This window comes from Bradyrhizobium sp. Pa8 (assembly GCF_052588265.1).
This window is the reverse complement of the sequence record NZ_CP176767.1, coordinates 781,454-798,787: the sequence shown is the minus strand read 5'-3', so window position 1 is coordinate 798,787 and position 17,334 is coordinate 781,454. Positions and strand designations below refer to the sequence as shown.

At 54.4% G+C, this 17,334-nt stretch carries 14 protein-coding genes; 5 read left to right on the top strand and 9 right to left on the bottom strand.

Features of this window, described 5'->3' with window-relative positions; all coding sequences use genetic code 11:
* Nucleotides 1-91: 91 nt before the first annotated feature.
* Together ACKWRH_RS03755 and ACKWRH_RS03750 are read right to left on the bottom strand one after the other, a co-directional pair.
* The gene (locus ACKWRH_RS03755) at nt 92-586 is read right to left on the bottom strand and encodes a hypothetical protein (RefSeq protein ID WP_445219373.1); all 495 of its coding nucleotides are present in this window, start codon (nt 584-586) and stop codon (nt 92-94) included.
* Entirely contained in the window at nt 573-1,415 is an 843-nt protein-coding gene (locus tag ACKWRH_RS03750; RefSeq protein WP_439372694.1) for a DUF6731 family protein, read from the bottom strand. Before ACKWRH_RS03750 ends, ACKWRH_RS03755 begins: the two co-directional genes overlap by 14 nt.
* A 1,031-nt stretch (nt 1,416-2,446) precedes the next feature.
* Here ACKWRH_RS03750 and ACKWRH_RS03745 point away from each other — a divergent pair.
* Together ACKWRH_RS03745 and ACKWRH_RS03740 are read left to right on the top strand one after the other, a co-directional pair.
* On the top strand, nt 2,447-2,890 hold the full coding sequence (locus ACKWRH_RS03745; RefSeq protein ID WP_439372693.1) for a hypothetical protein: 444 nt from the start codon (nt 2,447-2,449) through the stop codon (nt 2,888-2,890).
* Nucleotides 2,880-5,000, top strand: coding sequence for an ATP-binding protein (locus ACKWRH_RS03740; protein WP_445219372.1), 2,121 nt, complete (start codon nt 2,880-2,882; stop codon nt 4,998-5,000). The genes ACKWRH_RS03745 and ACKWRH_RS03740 overlap by 11 nt, the downstream gene beginning before the upstream one ends.
* Nucleotides 5,001-5,039: 39 nt before the next feature.
* Here ACKWRH_RS03740 and ACKWRH_RS03735 read toward each other — a convergent pair whose 3' ends face one another.
* Nucleotides 5,040-5,228, bottom strand: coding sequence for a zinc finger CCHC domain-containing protein (locus ACKWRH_RS03735; protein WP_445219371.1), 189 nt, complete (start codon nt 5,226-5,228; stop codon nt 5,040-5,042).
* 184 nt (nt 5,229-5,412) lie between these two features.
* Between ACKWRH_RS03735 and ACKWRH_RS03730 the strand changes: the two genes are divergently transcribed.
* Both ACKWRH_RS03730 and ACKWRH_RS03725 read left to right on the top strand, forming a co-directional pair.
* The gene (locus tag ACKWRH_RS03730; protein WP_445219370.1) at nt 5,413-6,375 is read left to right on the top strand and encodes a replication-relaxation family protein; all 963 of its coding nucleotides are present in this window, start codon (nt 5,413-5,415) and stop codon (nt 6,373-6,375) included.
* A gap of 333 nt (nt 6,376-6,708) precedes the next feature.
* Nucleotides 6,709-7,464: a hypothetical protein gene (locus tag ACKWRH_RS03725; protein WP_445219369.1), complete on the top strand. Its 756-nt coding sequence runs from the start codon at nt 6,709-6,711 to the stop codon at nt 7,462-7,464.
* 131 nt (nt 7,465-7,595) lie between these two features.
* Here the strand turns inward: ACKWRH_RS03725 and ACKWRH_RS03720 are convergent, their stop codons facing one another.
* The 6 genes from ACKWRH_RS03720 to ACKWRH_RS03695 form a co-directional block, all read right to left on the bottom strand.
* Complete coding sequence (locus ACKWRH_RS03720) at nt 7,596-10,316, bottom strand: SIR2 family protein (protein WP_445219368.1); 2,721 nt, start codon at nt 10,314-10,316, stop codon at nt 7,596-7,598.
* Between the two features lie 567 nt (nt 10,317-10,883).
* Nucleotides 10,884-11,537 (bottom strand): hypothetical protein, encoded by a 654-nt coding sequence (locus ACKWRH_RS03715; RefSeq protein ID WP_445219367.1) that lies wholly within the window; start codon nt 11,535-11,537, stop codon nt 10,884-10,886.
* A 160-nt stretch (nt 11,538-11,697) separates the two neighbouring features.
* On the bottom strand, nt 11,698-12,378 hold the full coding sequence (locus ACKWRH_RS03710) for a hypothetical protein (protein WP_445219366.1): 681 nt from the start codon (nt 12,376-12,378) through the stop codon (nt 11,698-11,700).
* 202 nt (nt 12,379-12,580) lie between these two features.
* Nucleotides 12,581-13,123, bottom strand: a complete 543-nt coding sequence (locus ACKWRH_RS03705; protein WP_445219365.1) for a hypothetical protein — start codon at nt 13,121-13,123, stop codon at nt 12,581-12,583.
* Nucleotides 13,120-13,479 carry a helix-turn-helix transcriptional regulator gene (locus ACKWRH_RS03700; RefSeq protein WP_445219364.1) on the bottom strand — a complete coding sequence of 120 codons (360 nt, stop codon included), beginning with the start codon at nt 13,477-13,479 and terminating at the stop codon, nt 13,120-13,122. Before ACKWRH_RS03700 ends, ACKWRH_RS03705 begins: the two co-directional genes overlap by 4 nt.
* A 260-nt stretch (nt 13,480-13,739) precedes the next feature.
* A complete protein-coding gene (locus ACKWRH_RS03695) occupies nt 13,740-14,855 on the bottom strand; it encodes a hypothetical protein (protein WP_445219363.1) in 1,116 nt (371 codons plus the stop codon).
* Between the two features lie 364 nt (nt 14,856-15,219).
* On the opposite strand from ACKWRH_RS03695, the gene ACKWRH_RS03690 reads away from it, so the two are divergent.
* The gene (locus tag ACKWRH_RS03690) at nt 15,220-16,932 is read left to right on the top strand and encodes a recombinase family protein (RefSeq protein ID WP_445219362.1); all 1,713 of its coding nucleotides are present in this window, start codon (nt 15,220-15,222) and stop codon (nt 16,930-16,932) included.
* Nucleotides 16,933-17,334: the final 402 nt, after the last annotated feature.

The window sequence follows — 17,334 nt, the reverse complement described above, 5'->3', positions numbered from 1 at the left end:
GATCACTCTAGGCGGAACCATACTCGCGAGCTTAAAGCCCGTCGACACGGAGTTAAGCACTGCCGATGGCGCCTGCGCTAGGGCGGCGAGATCAGCCGGGAATATAATCTGCATCGGGAATCATCGCCAAGCGGCCAAAGTTCAATGCGACTCGAAGGAAGGACGTGAAGGCCCAGATGAATGCAGCGAACCAAGCAACGACGACCCAGTAAACCCAATTGTTGGATACATCGATTTTCAAGACCATGAGTGGGATGCAGTAGACTGTCAAAACGAAGCCCATGTACATGGCTCGCTCAGTGTAAAGCTGGAACTGAGCCATCACATTGGTGCCTCGGAATTTCTCGATAAACCCGCCGGTCTTCGTCGTGACGAAGCCGAAGACACTAAAAATGAAGCCCGTTTGTATTGCGGCCCAGCCGAACACCGCCGAAAACAGTCCGGATAGTGATATCTCACCCGAATTGATATTCGTGACGAGCCAGCGGCGTAGAAAGTAAGCTGCGATCAGCCAAGCTAATACGCAGCCGAGCGGCCCAAAGCGCTCGACCACATATCCAACGGTGGGAAATCTAGAACTTGGCATTGTTGCGCTTCATGCCGGCGTGTAGTGCCGCAAGCCTAAGCTGATAACTTTGGTTCGGATCATTGCGAGGGAGATCGAGCGAAATCCGTTCCGTCAGCACCTCTTCTAACAAATCCAACTCTTCCTGCTGCTCTGCTCCCTTTCCCTTCAGCTTTCGGAGGTCGATATCGCCGTTATCGCCCCGACGGAGAAGGTCTTTCGCGATTTCATGTGCCTTTTGAAGGGCACCTTTCGACTGCCCCATCGACATGGAAATCTCAATTAGATGCGGACTGTAATTCTTAGCCATCTGAGAGATGTTCTCATAAACGGCTTTGTTCGCTCCCGTGAGGTGGTCAAGGTCCTCCGGATTTGCAATCGCAAAACGAAGCTTTTTCGGCGGAGTCGAGATGAATTGGTTCCACGTGTCCTTCCGTACCAATGGTGTAAATAGGTACCAAGTGTGAGGCGGGAAGCAGCTTATATAGCCATTCACTCTCGATAGTGACAGGGTGCGCGGATCGTACTGAGCTGCGAGCACGTGTCGACTCTCATCATAAACAAACGCGACATGATGGCCGAGAGGCAGCGCCGTTTGGAGAGCCGCGACGCTGTTTTCGTGCACTTCCGAAGGATAGTCAGTTTCCTGAAGTCGAACGAACTCCCCTTCGAAGATTTTTGCGGCTGGCGTGGCGAAGCGCTCCAATCGTATCTTCATCCCATTGTGCTCTCTCATGCGCTTGCCCGGCGCTCCGAGAGCCGCGATGGCTTGCAATGTTCCTGCGAAGGTCAGGTGATGTTGCTCTGCACGCTCAACCCGATAGTATCTTATTGAAATTCCTTTATCCATTCGTTCCCCCCTTTTGGGAGAGAACCACAATCAACGCGCGCAAGAAATAAGTAATTCGCCTAGCCCGGTGGAAACGAACAGCGAATTGGCGACGCCGGGGGCTGTCCGCTCTTGATCGGGCCAATCGGAAAGGTATGGTGGGGCTCGGTCGGCGGTCTGCGCGACGTTCCCCGGCAAATTCCGTTCCCAAACCGTTTTTGGTCGACATAGGGCAGGTATAGTTACCTACCTGAGACGCACCGGTGCGCTGCAAATGTTCGAAGCGCGCCTGAAAAAGTTGACCACCTAATTCGCAACTTCAGATAGCATCGCCCCGTCGGCTGACACTTAACGGCCGTCGCGACGGCTCCAACCCAATGGAGCTCAGCGATGACTGGTAAGGAAGTGGTCAACTGGCGTGGACTTAAGGCACTTGGAATTCCCTACAGCCGCACGCACTGGTTCAGGCTGTGTTCTAGTGGAGAGGCTCCGCAGTTTTTCAAACTCGGCCGACACCGAAACAGCCCGCCGGTCTGGTGGCTGCATGAGATCATCGAGTGGCTTGACTCTCACGCAAACGCCAAGCCTGCCGACGCTCCAACAAAGTAGGAGCGGGGCTGGCCCTCCAAAGCCAGCCCTTCCTCTTGTTGGGCGATTAAGGTCGCGGGGTTAGTGACCAGCCCCCTTACGCCCCTCCTAACGCCCCGCCTTTAGGGTAAGGCGGGGTGAACAGTAGGCATGCCCACCAATGCGTCTCCATGTTTAAGCAATAAGGTGGGGCTCTCCGCGCGACTTCCGTTGTGCTGACGCACAACGCGCGCCAGCGCGGTTCATATGTTCCTCCTCGTATTCGCGATTGATCCATCTCAGACTTCGTCCGAGCCTCATCAATCGCTTCATGAGGAGGACAAGCTTCACTTGAGGGCGCCGCTAGCTTCATCGGCCTTTAGTAAGGAACGTGAGAGAACCCGGAATCCTGTAACGGGTACACCTGGCATTTTACTTCTCGAGCGTGCATGCTCCGTTTCCATTTTGCAGGGAAGGATTACTCCATGCATTTAAAGCTCAAACGCTCCCAGCGCACGGGTGGAATGCTTGGGGGGAAGATCATCTTTGCTCTCGATGCACGCACCGACCTCACGCCCGATGAAAAGGGATTGGTGGGAAAGTACGGTCTTGGAAAGCTCGTCGTGTACGATAGCGAGGCGCGTAAGAAACATGGTGAGGCCGCCTACGGTCATTTCGATGAGGGCGCAAATAGCACCGTTGGGCGTTCGATTTGGAAAAATGCCCGCGGAATTGCAAGCGCCGCCATGATGGCGCTCTCGCTTCGAATCACCGTCGAAAGCCTGATGAGCGGTCAACACATCGAATGCAAGGATCTCGACGAACTGCTTGGCGCCGAAGCGGCCATTCTCAATGCATGCAAGAACCTCAAGGCGTACCTTGAAACGGCGCAGACCTTTGACGGACGGGAGGAGGTCCTTGAGTTCTAAGCTTCCAAAGTACATACCTCCGTCACCTTTCACTCCGTTTCTGAGGCGCTTCACGGATGAGCGGGCACGTGAGCTGTCGGAGACCATCGCCCTGTATGATGAAGTACGCGCGGCTCATTTCGGATCAATGTGGGCACGTGAGGATTCGATCGCTCGCGTCAATACATACATTGCAGAGCAGGTTGGGGAGGTCATTGAACTGCCGACGTCAATCACGCTAGTGAAGGCCCTGGATCGCTGCCAAGAAGCGGTCCTCGCCCTCGAGACGACCGTCTTCTCCTTCCCGGAAATCGACCTGAACAGCGCGACGCTCTCGATCAAGGAACACGTAGACCTGCGCCGCATCCTGCGTGCCAAGCAGCACTTTCTCGCCAATGACGATCGCGTAAGCGATCTGCTCATTACGGCCCTGCGCGATGCATGTTGGGGCTTTATTTCCAGCCTGCCTGCCTTGTCCGAGAGCGCAGATGCCGCGCCGCTCACGGTTCCGCTCGTCTGTCTATTGCACGGCCCTCGCGACGTTGTGGGTCGAATTATCGGCACCATCTGCAGAAAGGAAAACGTTGAGGCAGGTCTCTTTACGACGCTGTATGAACGGCTGTACGCCAATTTGTGCGAGGCCTCTGGGGTCGCTCCCGAAGATGAGAAGCCTCGAAGGCCGATGATCTACGCGTCGGACTCCGAGCTTCCGCCCATCGAGTTGGTCGAGACGTATCTGAAGGGCACCCCCTTCGTTGACCTCTTTCTCTTCCCCATTCCCTTCGCACTCCCCCAAAAGTCTCGCTTCGAGCACCAGTGGATCGTGGCCCCGCCCGGGGCTGGGAAGTCCACGCTCCTCCAGTACCTCATCATGCGCGATCTGGAGCTCGTAGCGAACAACAAGGCGTCAATCGTTGTAATGGAGAGCAACCGCGACCTCATCAAAGCGATCGAAGGGTTAAAGGCGTTCGCGCCCGGAGAACGCCTCGACGGCAAGCTCGTCGTCATTGACGCCGAAGACATAGAATGGCCGGTCGCGCTCAATCTTTTCGACGTAGGAATCGAGGAGACGCAGTCCTACTCCTCCGCCGAGCATGAAGGCTTCCGCAACGCCGTGCTCGCGCAGTACGACTACATCTTCAGCTCGTTGCTGTCGGCGGAAATGACCAGCCGTCAGAACACATTGTTCCATTTCACGATCGAGCTGCTGCTTACCATTCCGTCAGCCACGATCGATACCCTCATCGACCTGATGCAGCCTCGCGGCCTCACCCAATTCGAGCAGCACCTGTCCAAGCTCGATCCGGATGCTCGGCGTTTCTTTGAGCTGAAGTTCAACAGCAAGGAGTTTGACCGTACGAAGGAGCAGGTCGTTGATCGCCTGTTTGCCGTCAAACGCATCCGCACTTTGTCTCGGATGTTTGCAGCGCCAAGATCCAAGTTCGACTTTTTCACGGAAATGGACGCTGGGAAGGTTATTCTCGTCAACGTGCCGCAAAGCCTCCTTCAAGAGGAGGGCGTGGAGATCGTGGGCCGCTTCTTCATTTCAATGATCTTGCTGGCCGCGCACAAGCGTCAGCTTCTTCCAAAGGAGAGGCGCCTCCCCTGTTTCGTCTACATCGACGAGTGCCAGGATTTCATCAAGCGCGATCCCAAAATACCGGTCATCCTGGACCAGGCACGTAAGCTCAACGTCGGCTTAGTCCTCGCGCATCAACGATTGCAGCAAATGCAGCCGCATGTACTTGATGCTCTGTATGGTGCGACCGCTATAAAAGTCGCTTCCAAAATCAGCGACGCGGCTGCTCATGCGCTCGCGCGCGACATGCGAACGACACCAGAGTTCATTCTCAATCAGCCGCCGTATCATTTTGCAGCATACATCCGCGGCATGACAAGTGCGGCGGTGTCGGTCGGCGTGCCGGGGATCGACATGAATGCGATGCCGCGCATGACGCCGGCTGAACGCGCTACCGTTCGCCAGAGAATCCGAGAGCGCTATTCGGTCAGGCCAGAGGCGCCGACAGCTGCTCAGACGGATGCGGGGGCACGGCGTGCGACCTTAGTAGAGCCGCCTACTGCCGGACCGGCGACAGCGTCAGACCTTGGCGGCGACGATTGGCGCTCATAGCGGGATAGAAGAAAGCCCGCCGAAAGCGGGCTTTGAAGTTCATTGAACGGCTACGGCCTGTTTTGATGGGCACGCGTTGGCTCGGTGCCCAGCATCGCCGCAATTCGAGCATTTCGGCGCGCGGCGTTCCTTCAGAGAGCCAGCGAACAACTCCTGAAGTTCAGCATTCAATTCCTCGCGTTTCGCGATCAGCTCTTTAACGCGTGCGATCTTGACATCTATGTCCATGGTATCACCTCCTCCTGGAAAGAGAGTACAGATCCCTATCGTCTGGGTCAGTTGAATTCGGCGGGGCGCGCTTCTCTGGTCGTTCGCTATGTGCGACTATGTGCTTCCGTGAGACAGTATGATCATGTTTCACTTTTTGGTGCGCTGTCGATGACGCATATTCGAACGCGATCCTGGCTCGGGTATGCTGCTCGACATGCAGGATGCTACGGATACGAAGCGCACACGTCGACCACGATTCCGCCGCGCGTCGGAGCCGCTATCCTTTCGCCTGACCCATAATGACGTGATTATCTTGCGCTTGCTCGCGCGATATCGGTTCCTCCGATCAACTCACATAGCCGCGCTCGTCGACCGTTCCCTCGACCGCGCGAATGATCGCCTGTTACGGCTTTTTCACGCCGGATACATTGATCGTCCGCGGGCGCAGCTCGACTATTATCCGACGGCGGGGTCGGCGCCAATGGTGTACGCAATTGCCGATCTTGGGGCGCATTTGCTGAGCCAAGGTGGCGGCACAATTGCGGCAAAGATTGAATGGAGTCGGAAAAACCGTGAGGCGGGCCGTCCATTCATCGAACACCAACTGGAGATCGTTGACTTTCAGGTCGCACTTGAGCTGGCTGTTCACAAGCGCAGTGATATCAGCCTCATCCATTCCGAAGAACTAATCGTCGCATTCACAGAGCAAACGCGTAGCGCGCGCAATCCACTCGCAATGCGTGTCGGCGTATCGTATAACGGAAAAACTCGGGAGATTGGGCTTGTGCCAGATCTGATATTTGGCATTAGGTTTCCCGATGGTTCACGCCGCTGCTTCATGGTGGAGATCGACCGGGGAACTATGCCAATAACCCGCGCTGACGCTTCGCAAACTAGCTTCGAGCGCAAGATGCGCGCGTACCTTGCAGCTCATCTGGCCATGCAGCATGAAATCCAATTTGGGTGGAAGACATTCCGGGTTCTGACGGTCACGACCGATCATCGCCGGGCACGCTCGATGAGAGAAGCGCTTCTACAATTGAATGTCCCGCAAAGTGTCGGACCAAGTCTGTTCTTGTTCGCAATACGCGACGAACTTAGCGCGATTGATCCGATTTCATACACTTGGGAGGATGGAACGGGCCGGCAAGTAAAATTGGTTTAGTACTTGGCGAATGTTCGCCTTTTCGCGAACGCGTTTCACGAATCTACTTTGGCCACCCTGCGATGCACGCGCAGCACAAGGCGCCAAGAATCAATGCGACACTTTTCGTTGTGAGTGTCAATACCGAAGAACAGCCTATGCGTGTATAGTATTTCCGGCAAGCTCACGTGTCGTGCAAGCCTCGGAGGAACCAAGGGTGACTGGGTCGCGCATTTCCGGGGCTCGTTGACAAGAGACGAGCTTTTCGTGGTTCATCGGCATGGACCTTGAAGAGCTCGTCTCATGGGAGACGGGTGCTCGCCCTAGCCGAACATCGGGCTGAAGGTAATCAAGATGTTCAAACGAACTTCACCCAGTCATACTGAGTCACAATCCGACAGTGAGGCAAAACCCCGCTATGCGTACCCAAACCGATATCGGCCGCGGCCGATCGAAGCCCAGATAGAGGTAATCGCAAACGCCTTTCAGCTTGATCCGATGTGGGCGCACGCCTTTGCAGCTAACCTTCCGGAACTTCCAAAAGGCGCCGAAGCCTGGTTCGCGATCCCTAGCGTCGAGGCGGTTGCGAAGAAGCATTTTTCGCAAAACTATGGTCCGAGCGATCAGTATTGCCGTGCCGTACAATTTGTACTGGAGAAGCTCGCTGAGTTGACGAAGCTTCGGACCTACCGTGAAGGGTATATCACGCCGGAGCGCTTACGAGTTCGTAAGCGTACGGCGGTGGCAGTTGCCGAAATCGCAAGAGAGATGCCAAGCGACATTCACATTGTTCCAGCTCAACTTGGGTTCCGCTATTGCGGGATTTCAGCGCGCCACGCAAGAGACGAATTCAGTGCGCGTGAATTCGGATTAACCACGTTTGCAGTCGGAGCCATTCTACTGAGCCATCCCGATCGGTTTGTGCATGTACAAGAGTTCGGAATAGAGTGTGCGGGCGATGAGTTCTTGGAGCATGGTATGGATGACTCCCCGTATGCAGATGTCCCGACATTCTTCTCGCTTGAGAAAGAGGCCGCATTCGATGGCCACTGCTGGAGTTATCCGTTCGACTCCTATGGTTCGGCGACAGGATTCGTGCCTGAGCAATGACCGCTATCACTATTCGGGTTTATCCCCGCTCCGGGACTGCCTAGTGTCTAGGCAGTCCCGTTTCTCTTGCGACCGCAGGTATCCAACAACTAAACCGCCATTGGATATTCGTCCCAAGCTAGGAGCAATTCTTAAGTCGCTGTGCGAAAGCGACTTACGCTTTCAAGATGGTTCAAAACCGACTCTGCTGTAGGCAAATCCGGATTGCCGCGGTTCTCTTGGCAAGTACAGAGAAGCCACAGTAAGTTCGACCAAATTCCATCCCATCGTCTCATCGACGCGTTCTGCAATTGGCTCTCAAAATAGTAACCCTCTGAACTCTTAATCTCGTTGAGTCCCAACTTCGCTCGATAAATATTTCCGTAAATAACTGCCTTGTCTTCATTGAATCCTGGCTCGCCAACCTTCCTATCTTGTAGTTCCTTCAATAGTTCAAGGGCCTGTTGGTATCTGCCTAAAGAAACTAGTGCTCCGGCTTCGTTATCGGTGGCGCGCATCATCGACACCAGGTCCCCTATAGTCTGGAATGTTTTTTCTGCAGCTTTTGCCCAGCCCAATGACTTCGTGTAATACGAACGGCGAGCTCGTTCGTCAGGTTCGCTCGCACCACGATCGATATAAGAGGCCGAAAGAGCTAGTTGTAGCGCACCCTCTATTTCGCGCTCGCGAGCCGAGGCCAATACACGCAAGCCACTTTTCAACTCTTGGATTGCTAGTTCGAGCTGTCCCTCAATGCGCCGTCGAAAGGCGAGGTAAAGATGCAGATAGCTTTCCTTAAGACCGTGCAATAGCAGTCGCTCAAACATGTCATAGTCAAATCGCTGATCGCAACACCTCACCAGCAGACCGAATATTTTTGTGAGGATTTCAACCCGCGCTAGAGGTGTAAGACTAGAGAGATGGGATGATTCCTTACTCAACAGCTCGCCATAATTCTCTAGCGTATCCAAGTAGAATTTCACATTCGGTGTCCCATGCGCGTTCCCGGCACCTAGACTTATCAATTCCAATGCGCGGGCGATTTGGCCGGCATCGAAATATAGTCGTTCTGCCTCGAGCAGGTAGTGCTCTCGCCTCAGGGACACGGACTCCTGCGTGCCTCGCGCCAGCGTATCTGCGACGGTGCGCAGGTATTCTCTGGTTGGCGGCCTTCTACTACGTAAAGCCTCCCACGCCGCTTGCCGGAGTCGAATTTTCTGACCCGCTGCTTCCAGTAGGCCGCTAGTTTCCAGTGATGTGAACTGACTTTCAAACTTGTCAGTTCCAACTAATCGCGCCCAAACCTCGCGCGGAGCAGCATGTCGGAGGGCAGACATCGCGGCAACTACGTCTCCGGCGGCATCCTCGATCTGCGATGCCTTGGAAGCTATCTCACTCACGTAGCGATTCTGGCGCTCGATCTCGCCAATTCGCTCTATCTTGAACTCTGACAGGACACCGAATACACGAATAGGAACCAATTCCATAAATCGCCGAAGGGAAAGGCTGCAAGTAAATACAAGATTGCCCGCCATTTCTTTAAGAAAGGCATCGATCAACAAGCCCAGCGCTCTTAGCCATTCTGCGTCCGTCTCGAAATGGCCGGAAACAACGTCATCGATAAGGAGTACTGCATCATTGGCGAAAATCGCTTGGTAGAGTTCACTCGATCGAGCAACGGCCAGCGTGTTCACTCCAATCTGTTCAGCGAAAGTGCGGAGGTCGGTCATAAAATGTGGACAAATCGGTAACTCTGAAAATTTGGGACTAAAATAGAAAAGTGGCCTATCGCCGAATTTCTTACTGACCTCGAACAGCATCTGAGTTTTTCCCGATCCAGGAGCCCCCGCGATCCAAATAGGCTGACGCGACTGGAGCTTCCCGACCACATCGTTGGCCGCGGCCGCCATATACGGCTCGGCCTGCCTTACAGGAAGGCCCTGAGGACTTCGTGAGTATCTTACGGTATAGGCTGTAAGCGGATTCTTGAACGAGGGATTAATCCCAAAGGGATAGGACGTCAGTACCGGCAAATTCAACGTCTGCGCCAAACATTCGAGAAAGCGCTTAGCGCTTGCCGGCCCAATTGGAGTCACTCTCGAATTATGCCTGTCCCCAACTTGGATGAGACGCTCAAATAAGGGATTCTCCAACTCTTTGCGATCGAAGATCAGCCACCAGATGCGGCTTTCGGCATAGACCCGTGCGGTTGTAGTCGCTACCCGCTGCTCAAGAAACTTCATTACCCTCTCGTCGAGCCCGCCGTATCCAATAACGATGAGATCTGAATTCCTTGTACCATCGATCAGTTTGGTTTTCATGTCGTCGGAGAGCTTGCGCTGCATCTCCATCTCAAGGTTGGCCAGATCATCGAACAAGAAATCGCCATGGACTTTTAGAATGGTTGGGCATCTCGGCAGCGGTACAGTTGGATAAAATGCCTCTTCGTCGACAAAGATCTGAATGGGTAGTGACGAGCACGCGACCAGCGCCTGTTCGATCAAGTGATCAAAATTTGTCGTGAGTACGACGCGAAAGACACCATGCTCAATGAGGTTGGCAAAGAGGCCAGTCTGTACCCCAGGTCTGTAACCAGCACAAAGGGCCTCAAAGAATTTACGCCGCTCAAATCTGTTTTCAGGGCCTGGAAGAGCAGCGTTAAAAGCCTCGGAATATTCATAATGGTCGTTCGGTAGACGGTCGGGAAACTGCGTCTTGAGAAGCTTTACGACGCCTTGACCAATCGGGATTCCGGCGTCATACGATAGTCCAGCGCCGACCAACGGTACGAAGGACTTTCCGTCTTTGAGCCGCGCGACAATTTTTTCGATCCCACTAGGGAGATCGGTTCGATATTTGGCAGCAAGCGACATCGTTGCAACTCCTCCTCCCGCTCCTCAAATGTAATTACCTCTCGCCGATTTGGCCAAAGGGGGGCGCTTCGAGATTTGTCGTTCGGCGAGAAGTCTCCCTCGGTGTTGAAAAGCACTCTCAGCTTCGTAACGGGATACACATCGTCATTCTTGTGGCGAGTACAGCTCCGAACGACAATCGCAATGCGATCGGGGCCGAAGCCTCGCGCCCTGCTCTTGGTAGTGACCGAGCCGTCGACGCTGCGTGCACAGCCGCTGTCGGTTGCGCTTCTTGACCGATCAGCTAGATTAGATAGCCGCTAACGCCACCGAAGCTATGGACCACCTCCGGTGGAAGGTCCGGCGCTGTCTCTGCGGTGCCTGCCGATGGCATCGACGTTGCCAGTTAGATGAACGGCGAGCTAGGTGTCTCGCCGTTCTGTGGGCAAGCGGTCAGGCGCCAATTGTGCCCTTTCTCATTCTGGCCATCTTTTGGTTCGGGAACGCAAGGGATAAAAAGGGGTAAGAAGGCTCTTAGCGGTCGTACAGGCAGTGGCTGGCGCGGATTGTAAGCAGTTTTCGAGATGGCTACCGGGCAAGACGCAGTACCCGCGAGGACGCAGGTTTGATGGCGCTCTTCGGCGACAACGCCTGCGATCGCCTCTCAGGGGATCCTACAGCTGGCGCGTCGCGTTCCGCGAACAGTGGGAGCACCGACGTCGACCTGCACGAGGCATATGCCGCATGGATACCAGCGCCGAGGCTCCCAAGAGCCTTCGCGATCTCCTCTGCCTGCACCCGCAGGCGGCCGAGTTCATGGACCGCAAGTACAAGTCGGTTTAGATCCTCCTTGGCCCTGAACGAGCCGGGCCGTTCGCTTTCTACTTCCTGCTGCGTGGCGGCCAACGAATTTGCGAGCTCGCGATCAACCCGGACGAGAGTGGATAAGAAATGCCGCGCTTTCCTAGTAATCGCTTCGGTTTGCGGCGCTTCCAAGCCGTCGCACGAGCTGAAGGTAGCAGCGTGCAAACGCGCAATGTCAGCGACAATAGACTGGGCCTTGATGACTTGCGCTTTGACATACTCATTTGCCGCTTCTATATCCCGCATCGTGCGAACACCTTTATAGAGTTCGATCACAATCTCTCCATCGGGTACCTCATCGATTAGTTGATTCAGCGTCACCGTTGGTGGGGTGATTGGCGTTTCATTCATAACGGTCTGAGCGTCCGTGCTCGACATCACGTTGTCGTGGACGCTTCTTGGAACTGCGCCGACTGTTGCAACACATCCGACAATTACTATCAGAGATGTAAGTCCTACGCGCACGATAACCTCCCGATCTTATTGATGGCCCTGTCCGCCAAAGCCGAAGCGGACAGGTCAAAAGGTGCAACCGGCGTCAAGCGCCAGCGTTTCCGAGCTTCCGCATATTGCTGCGAATCTCTTCGATCGTCTGTCCGACACTGCCCAACACTCCAAGAAGTTCCTTGACCGCGCTAGCGGCATCTTCGGCCATCAACAATTCCGCCGCGCGTAGCTCGGCTGTCGTCAGTTCTTTCAGAGCGTGATCAATTGCATTCGAGTGGTTGCTGACCGATTCCCGCGCGCGCGTAACCTCTTGTTGATATTGCTGGTATCGGCGGACAAGCTCTTGGACGAATTCGGGGCCAAGCGTAGAACGTTGATTGTTGACACGCCCCATCTGCGCTGAAATCCAACTCTGATATTGGTCGATGCTTTGGGATAACGGTGCGTCTGGTTGCAACTGGGTGCCTAATTGAACCAATGCGTCCCTCAAGCTCCGAACCTCAGCAATTCGGCTTTCTACCGTCGCACCGGACATTGCCTTTAGGCGATCCACCAAGCCTGATATCTTTGCCCCATACGACTCCAAGGTCTTTTGCTGATCCTGGAGACGCGAGCGGAACGAGTCCACTTTCGACGCCTCAGGGGTGATCGTTTTTAAGACCGCAGGAGGACCCTGCCCTGTAGGCGTTTGACCGAACGCCGGAGGATTTACCGATCCGGCGAGGGCCACTGCCGCCGCGGTGAAAACAACGATGTTCAATAATCTAACCATCACTACTACTCCATGTCAGGCGCTATGGAACGTAGTAGTGGCGAAGCCGCGCCGAATTTCTTCGCGCACCTATCCCCCAACCGAACTGGCGCGATAATTTGCGAGCAGCTTCGATCGTAGATGAACGCATTCAATCACGGCCAGCCGTCGATGAGAATCGAGTGCGAGTGCGGCATTCTGACTCAGGACAAGGTCTTCCTTCTCACTGCGGGAAATCGCTCTTTCGCACTCGGCTTTCGCGCTTGCCAAGCGACTGAAAGAACAGCCATGCCAAGGCAGCGGCATCAAAAATTCCCATGCGCGCGTCTTCGCTCATCCAAGACTTTCGCGTGGGTGGCAAAGATAGATTGAGGGCAGGGATATGGTTCGCGATCGTCTCCGCTATACGATGTTTCGTAACGGCACCAAGCTCTTCGAAGCACTCGATGACTTGCGCTCGCGAGTACGCACGTACGAGCATGCCCGACTTTTCTGCGAACTCTGCTGCGGAGCGGTTGAGGTCTCGAATACGCTTGGCGCGGCTCGTGCCACGGTCCGACATGTCTTGCAAGAGGAGTATATCGGGCGTGTGCAATTCGAGCAATGAACGGAAGCGTTCCAGACAGCGTGCATTCTTCTCGTCGCCTCGCGGCTCGTACACTCCCCAATCGACCGGCGATAGCCAACCTTCAAAGAGCACAAACGCGAAGCCGCGCGATTGAAAATGAACGGCAAGGACCAACTCGTATCGTTTTCGGAAGTTCATGAGCGGGGCTCGTTCTTCCTCTTTTCCGATCGTGCAATGGCCCCTTCAAGCAACTGGATCTTCGCTCTCGTCTTCCTGGATGGATCGCCTTGGATTTCCTCGTACATCTCCCAGACGCGTGTCATCACGGCGTTTTCTATGCTTGCCGAAATATCCGGGAAAAGCTCCGCTGCAGGAGCACCGAACAGAATGAAGCAGGCAATGACGAGCTTTAAAGTCGGCGGACGCTGCTTCTTCTCGATCCGCGAGATGACGTCCGGCCTGGGCCATCCCAGGAGATACGCAAGTTCGCCCTGCGAAAGGCCCCAACGAAGGCGGCGAGAACGTAAGTAGTTGACAGGCTTTGTTGTTTTCATGGTTTCTGTTCGCCGACTAGGCGTCGGGAAACACGTGCCATGATGTGCCAACTGCACTGGCCACTGTAGACGTGAAGAATTGCCAAATTGGCAAACTGCTGAGGGTTCCGGAGCGGCGCGAAAACGGGGACGAGGGGACGTGGGGACGTCCTCCCGGACCTCAAGGCCGCCGCCAGTAGGGAGTAGCGATTTGCTTGTGATGTGTATGGGTGCGGGCAACGACTGCTCGAGGGACAGTCCCCACATCCCCATGTCCCCTATTATACCGCCGGCGGAGCCCCCCCGATCACGCTAACCCCATAGCGAGTGCACAGCAGCTCTAACCTGGAGCGATCTCCAATTGGCACGACGTATACGCCGTGACTCTTATAAGTGCCAATGTTGAGCCGCTTTCGAAGGATGCTCCCGATCCAGCGATTGGTGATCGCCCGCTCGTACTCAAAGCCATACCGCTCGATGAATATCGCGACGATGTCGGACACGGGTACCACCGAACGATCCGAGCCAGCCATCAGTTCGGCGAGAATTTCCAGCACCTGAGCCTCAACAAGCAAACCGCGGTCGGCAACTAAACTGTGCTGTGCGTCCAGCGCCATAGAGCGCAACTCTGTGCGCAAACGTTCATCGGAAACGACGCTGAGGAGCGGAAGCAAGATCTGATTGAGCCGCGGCTCGAGTCGCGGGTCCGCTAACCTTTCGTCCAACTTGATGTCCATTCTTCGATGGAATCGATACAACAATAGTTTATTGCGAAGATCGCGCGCCTCGTCCTTGAAGCTCTCAGGTAGATTTATGGGAATGTCTGAGCGCAGCCTTCGCGAGCCCATCTCCTCTGTTATGAAGCGGCTTTCCAATCCTTTGTCGTCATAGCTGCCGCGCGTTGCCACGATCTTGGGGCCAAATACGTGAAAAGCCTGCGGATTGAACTCGCGCTGGTGGTTCATCATGGTCCGCAACACTGGCAGGCCACTGACGTTTCCATTGTTCAGAATCTTCACCATCTCGGCCTTTTCGTCGCTGAAGCGGAAATCGGCTTCATCGAAAATGAGCGTTCCTCTGAAGGCGTTGAGCGTATGAAAGATAGGAGAAACGGTAGAGGCGCCACTCGCGAAAAATCCTCTGTAACAAAGCGAACCAATCGTCAGTAGTGCGCGGGTCTTGCCGCTGCCATAGTCGCCGCGCAATCGCAGATACGGCAACTCATTGAAGGCATCATAGAGCCACGTCAGTAGGACATAGTACGTCGCCACCTTCTCAAATGATGAGCTGAAGTCTACGTGGCGGTGAATGAAGTCCTGTACATCCGCGACCAGTTTCCCCTCGCTTCCATAAATTGACGGTTCGGATGGAAGCAATACAACGTCATTCTTGATCAAGTTGTTGTTCGGAGAAAATGGCACGAGTCGCGCTTCGGAGCCGAGGTCGATACCATCCTACAGCGTCCAACGCCCGGCAGTATAAATCGCGAAAACTGTTCGTCGCTTCTTTGGGTGGAATGCCATCTCAACAATGCTGCCATCATCAAGGATCGCGGATGCCGTCGGTACAATCATCTTCTTTGCGTCAGCGTTGCTTTCCACCTGACCAGGCTATCTAATCCTCTGGTCAGTTCGCAGGAGGGAAATACTGCCCAGGTCGGCATATCGCTCCCCCTCCAAGATGGTCCACGATCACACATCATGTGGATATCCGATTCGCGCAACTTCGATTCCGATTCTAGAATCGCGAGTCCAGCCACATATGCGGTATTTCATCTATTGTAGAAAATCGTCGGAAGCCGAAGATCGGCAGGTCGCGTCGATCGAATCCCAGCTGACTACGTTGCAGCGAACATTCGGCGGAAGGCCCGACATCGAAGTCGCTGGACTTTACGAAGAGGCGTTCAGCGCCAAGGCGCCGGGGCGCGCGAGATTCAATGAGATGCTCGCTCAGATCGAGAAGGGGGCGGCTCACGGGATCATTGCGTGGGCGCCAGATCGTCTTGCTCGAAATTCGATTGATGGAGGGCGGCTCATCTACATGATTGACTGCGGTGTCATCAAGGACTTGAAGTTTTCGACCTACACTTTCGAGAACAATTCACAAGGCAAGTTCATGCTGCAGATCATGTTCGGTCAGTCGAAATACTACTCTGACGCATTATCGGACAACGTAAAGCGCGGAAACCGGACAAAAATTGAAAACGGTTGGCGCCCTAACCAGGCGCCGCTCGGATATCAAAACGACGGCGCGACCAGGACAATCATTAAGGACCCCGTAACTTTCCCTCTGGTGCGCAAGATATTCGAATTGATGATGACTGGGGCGTACACTCCAAAGGAGATCGCTCTAGCGGCCCGTGATGAGTGGGGTTTTCTGACACCAAAACGCAAGAGGTCTGGCGGCAAGCCGCTTGCGATGAGCTCCGTCTACAAGATTCTGAGCAACCCGTTTTATGCCGGAATGATTGTCTGGGATGGACAGATCTATCCAGGTAAGCATGAGCCAGTTCTTTCAATCGACGAGTTTCGGCGGGTTCGCCGAATGCTCGATCGTCCTAACCGTCCAAGAGCAAAGCATCATACATTTGCATTTACGGGAATGATCCAATGCGGCGCCTGCGGCTTGGGCATCACCGCCGAGCACAAACTGAACCGCTATCAGCAGCATTATGTCTACTACCATTGCTCTCGACCCCGACTAGACAAAAAGTGCACCGAACCATCAGTTGAGCTCCACGATCTAGAGCGACAAGTTCTTGCGCTTCTGCGATCCGTTTCCGTGGACTCAAGGATCGAACGTTGGATCAGCCAGGAGATGGCAATCGACGACGAACAACTCAAGCTCGAAGTTCAAGCGCGCGAACGGTCTCTGCGGCAGGCTTTGGACAATGTGAAAGGTCAAATGAATGAGTTGACCGGTTTGCGGCTTCGAAACCTCTTGACCGACGAGGAATTTGTCAGCCGGCGCCAAGAGCTGCAAGAAGAACAAATCCGCTTGCAACATACGCTATCAGATACAAGCGGAGGAGCAAATTTGTTCGAACCTTTTCGCGAGGTCGTATTGTTCAGGAATAGAGCCGCGGATTGGTTCAGGAACGGTAACAATCGAGAAAAACGGCAAATACTTCAAACGGTATGTTCGAACCTTTATTTGAAAGACAAAATACTCAAGTTTGAAGCCAAGAAGCCATTTGCTTCGCTCGCTCAAACGGCAAGCATTCCACATCAGCTGGGAGTCGTCGACGACGTTCGAACTTCACGGGGCACAATTGCCAAGCTGGCAAAAGAGATATCGCAATACTCGAAGACCGAAGAAGGTCAGCATACGTTTGACTGTATCAGGGCTGTGTTGAATCGAGACGAGGAAGCGATGGAGAGGCTGGCTCCCCTTCGTCGGTATGCAAAGGTCGGGCGAGGAGTTGGTAGAGCGCGAGGGGTCGACGGGTCATTTCAGCTGCCTCGGGCCGGGTGATCTCTTCTCCGTACACTTCTTTGTAGATCGCTCTGAAATCTTCGAGGCGCTCGGGTGAGATTTGGTGGCTGGTCGGCAAAAGCATATCTGAATCGTACGCACGCCATTTGTGAGCCATAGACCCGGGATTACGTCGGCGAGAACTTGACTTATTTGCAACTTTAAGGCATTGTGCATTCGATTTCCTTGCCAATTCAGCTTCGGGATGGTCCGAAGTTGTGAGGCAAGGAAATCAAGATGTTGTTCGGTAACGATTACGATTTTTTTCTGGGAGACGCTCTCCTAATTCTGATGCTCTTTGGTTTCCCGCTAATTATGCGGCTCGCTGAGGTACCAGTGCTAGTCATCCTGGGTATCGTGGGGCTCACACTCGCACTGATAGCGCTCGAGGTTATTTTCAAC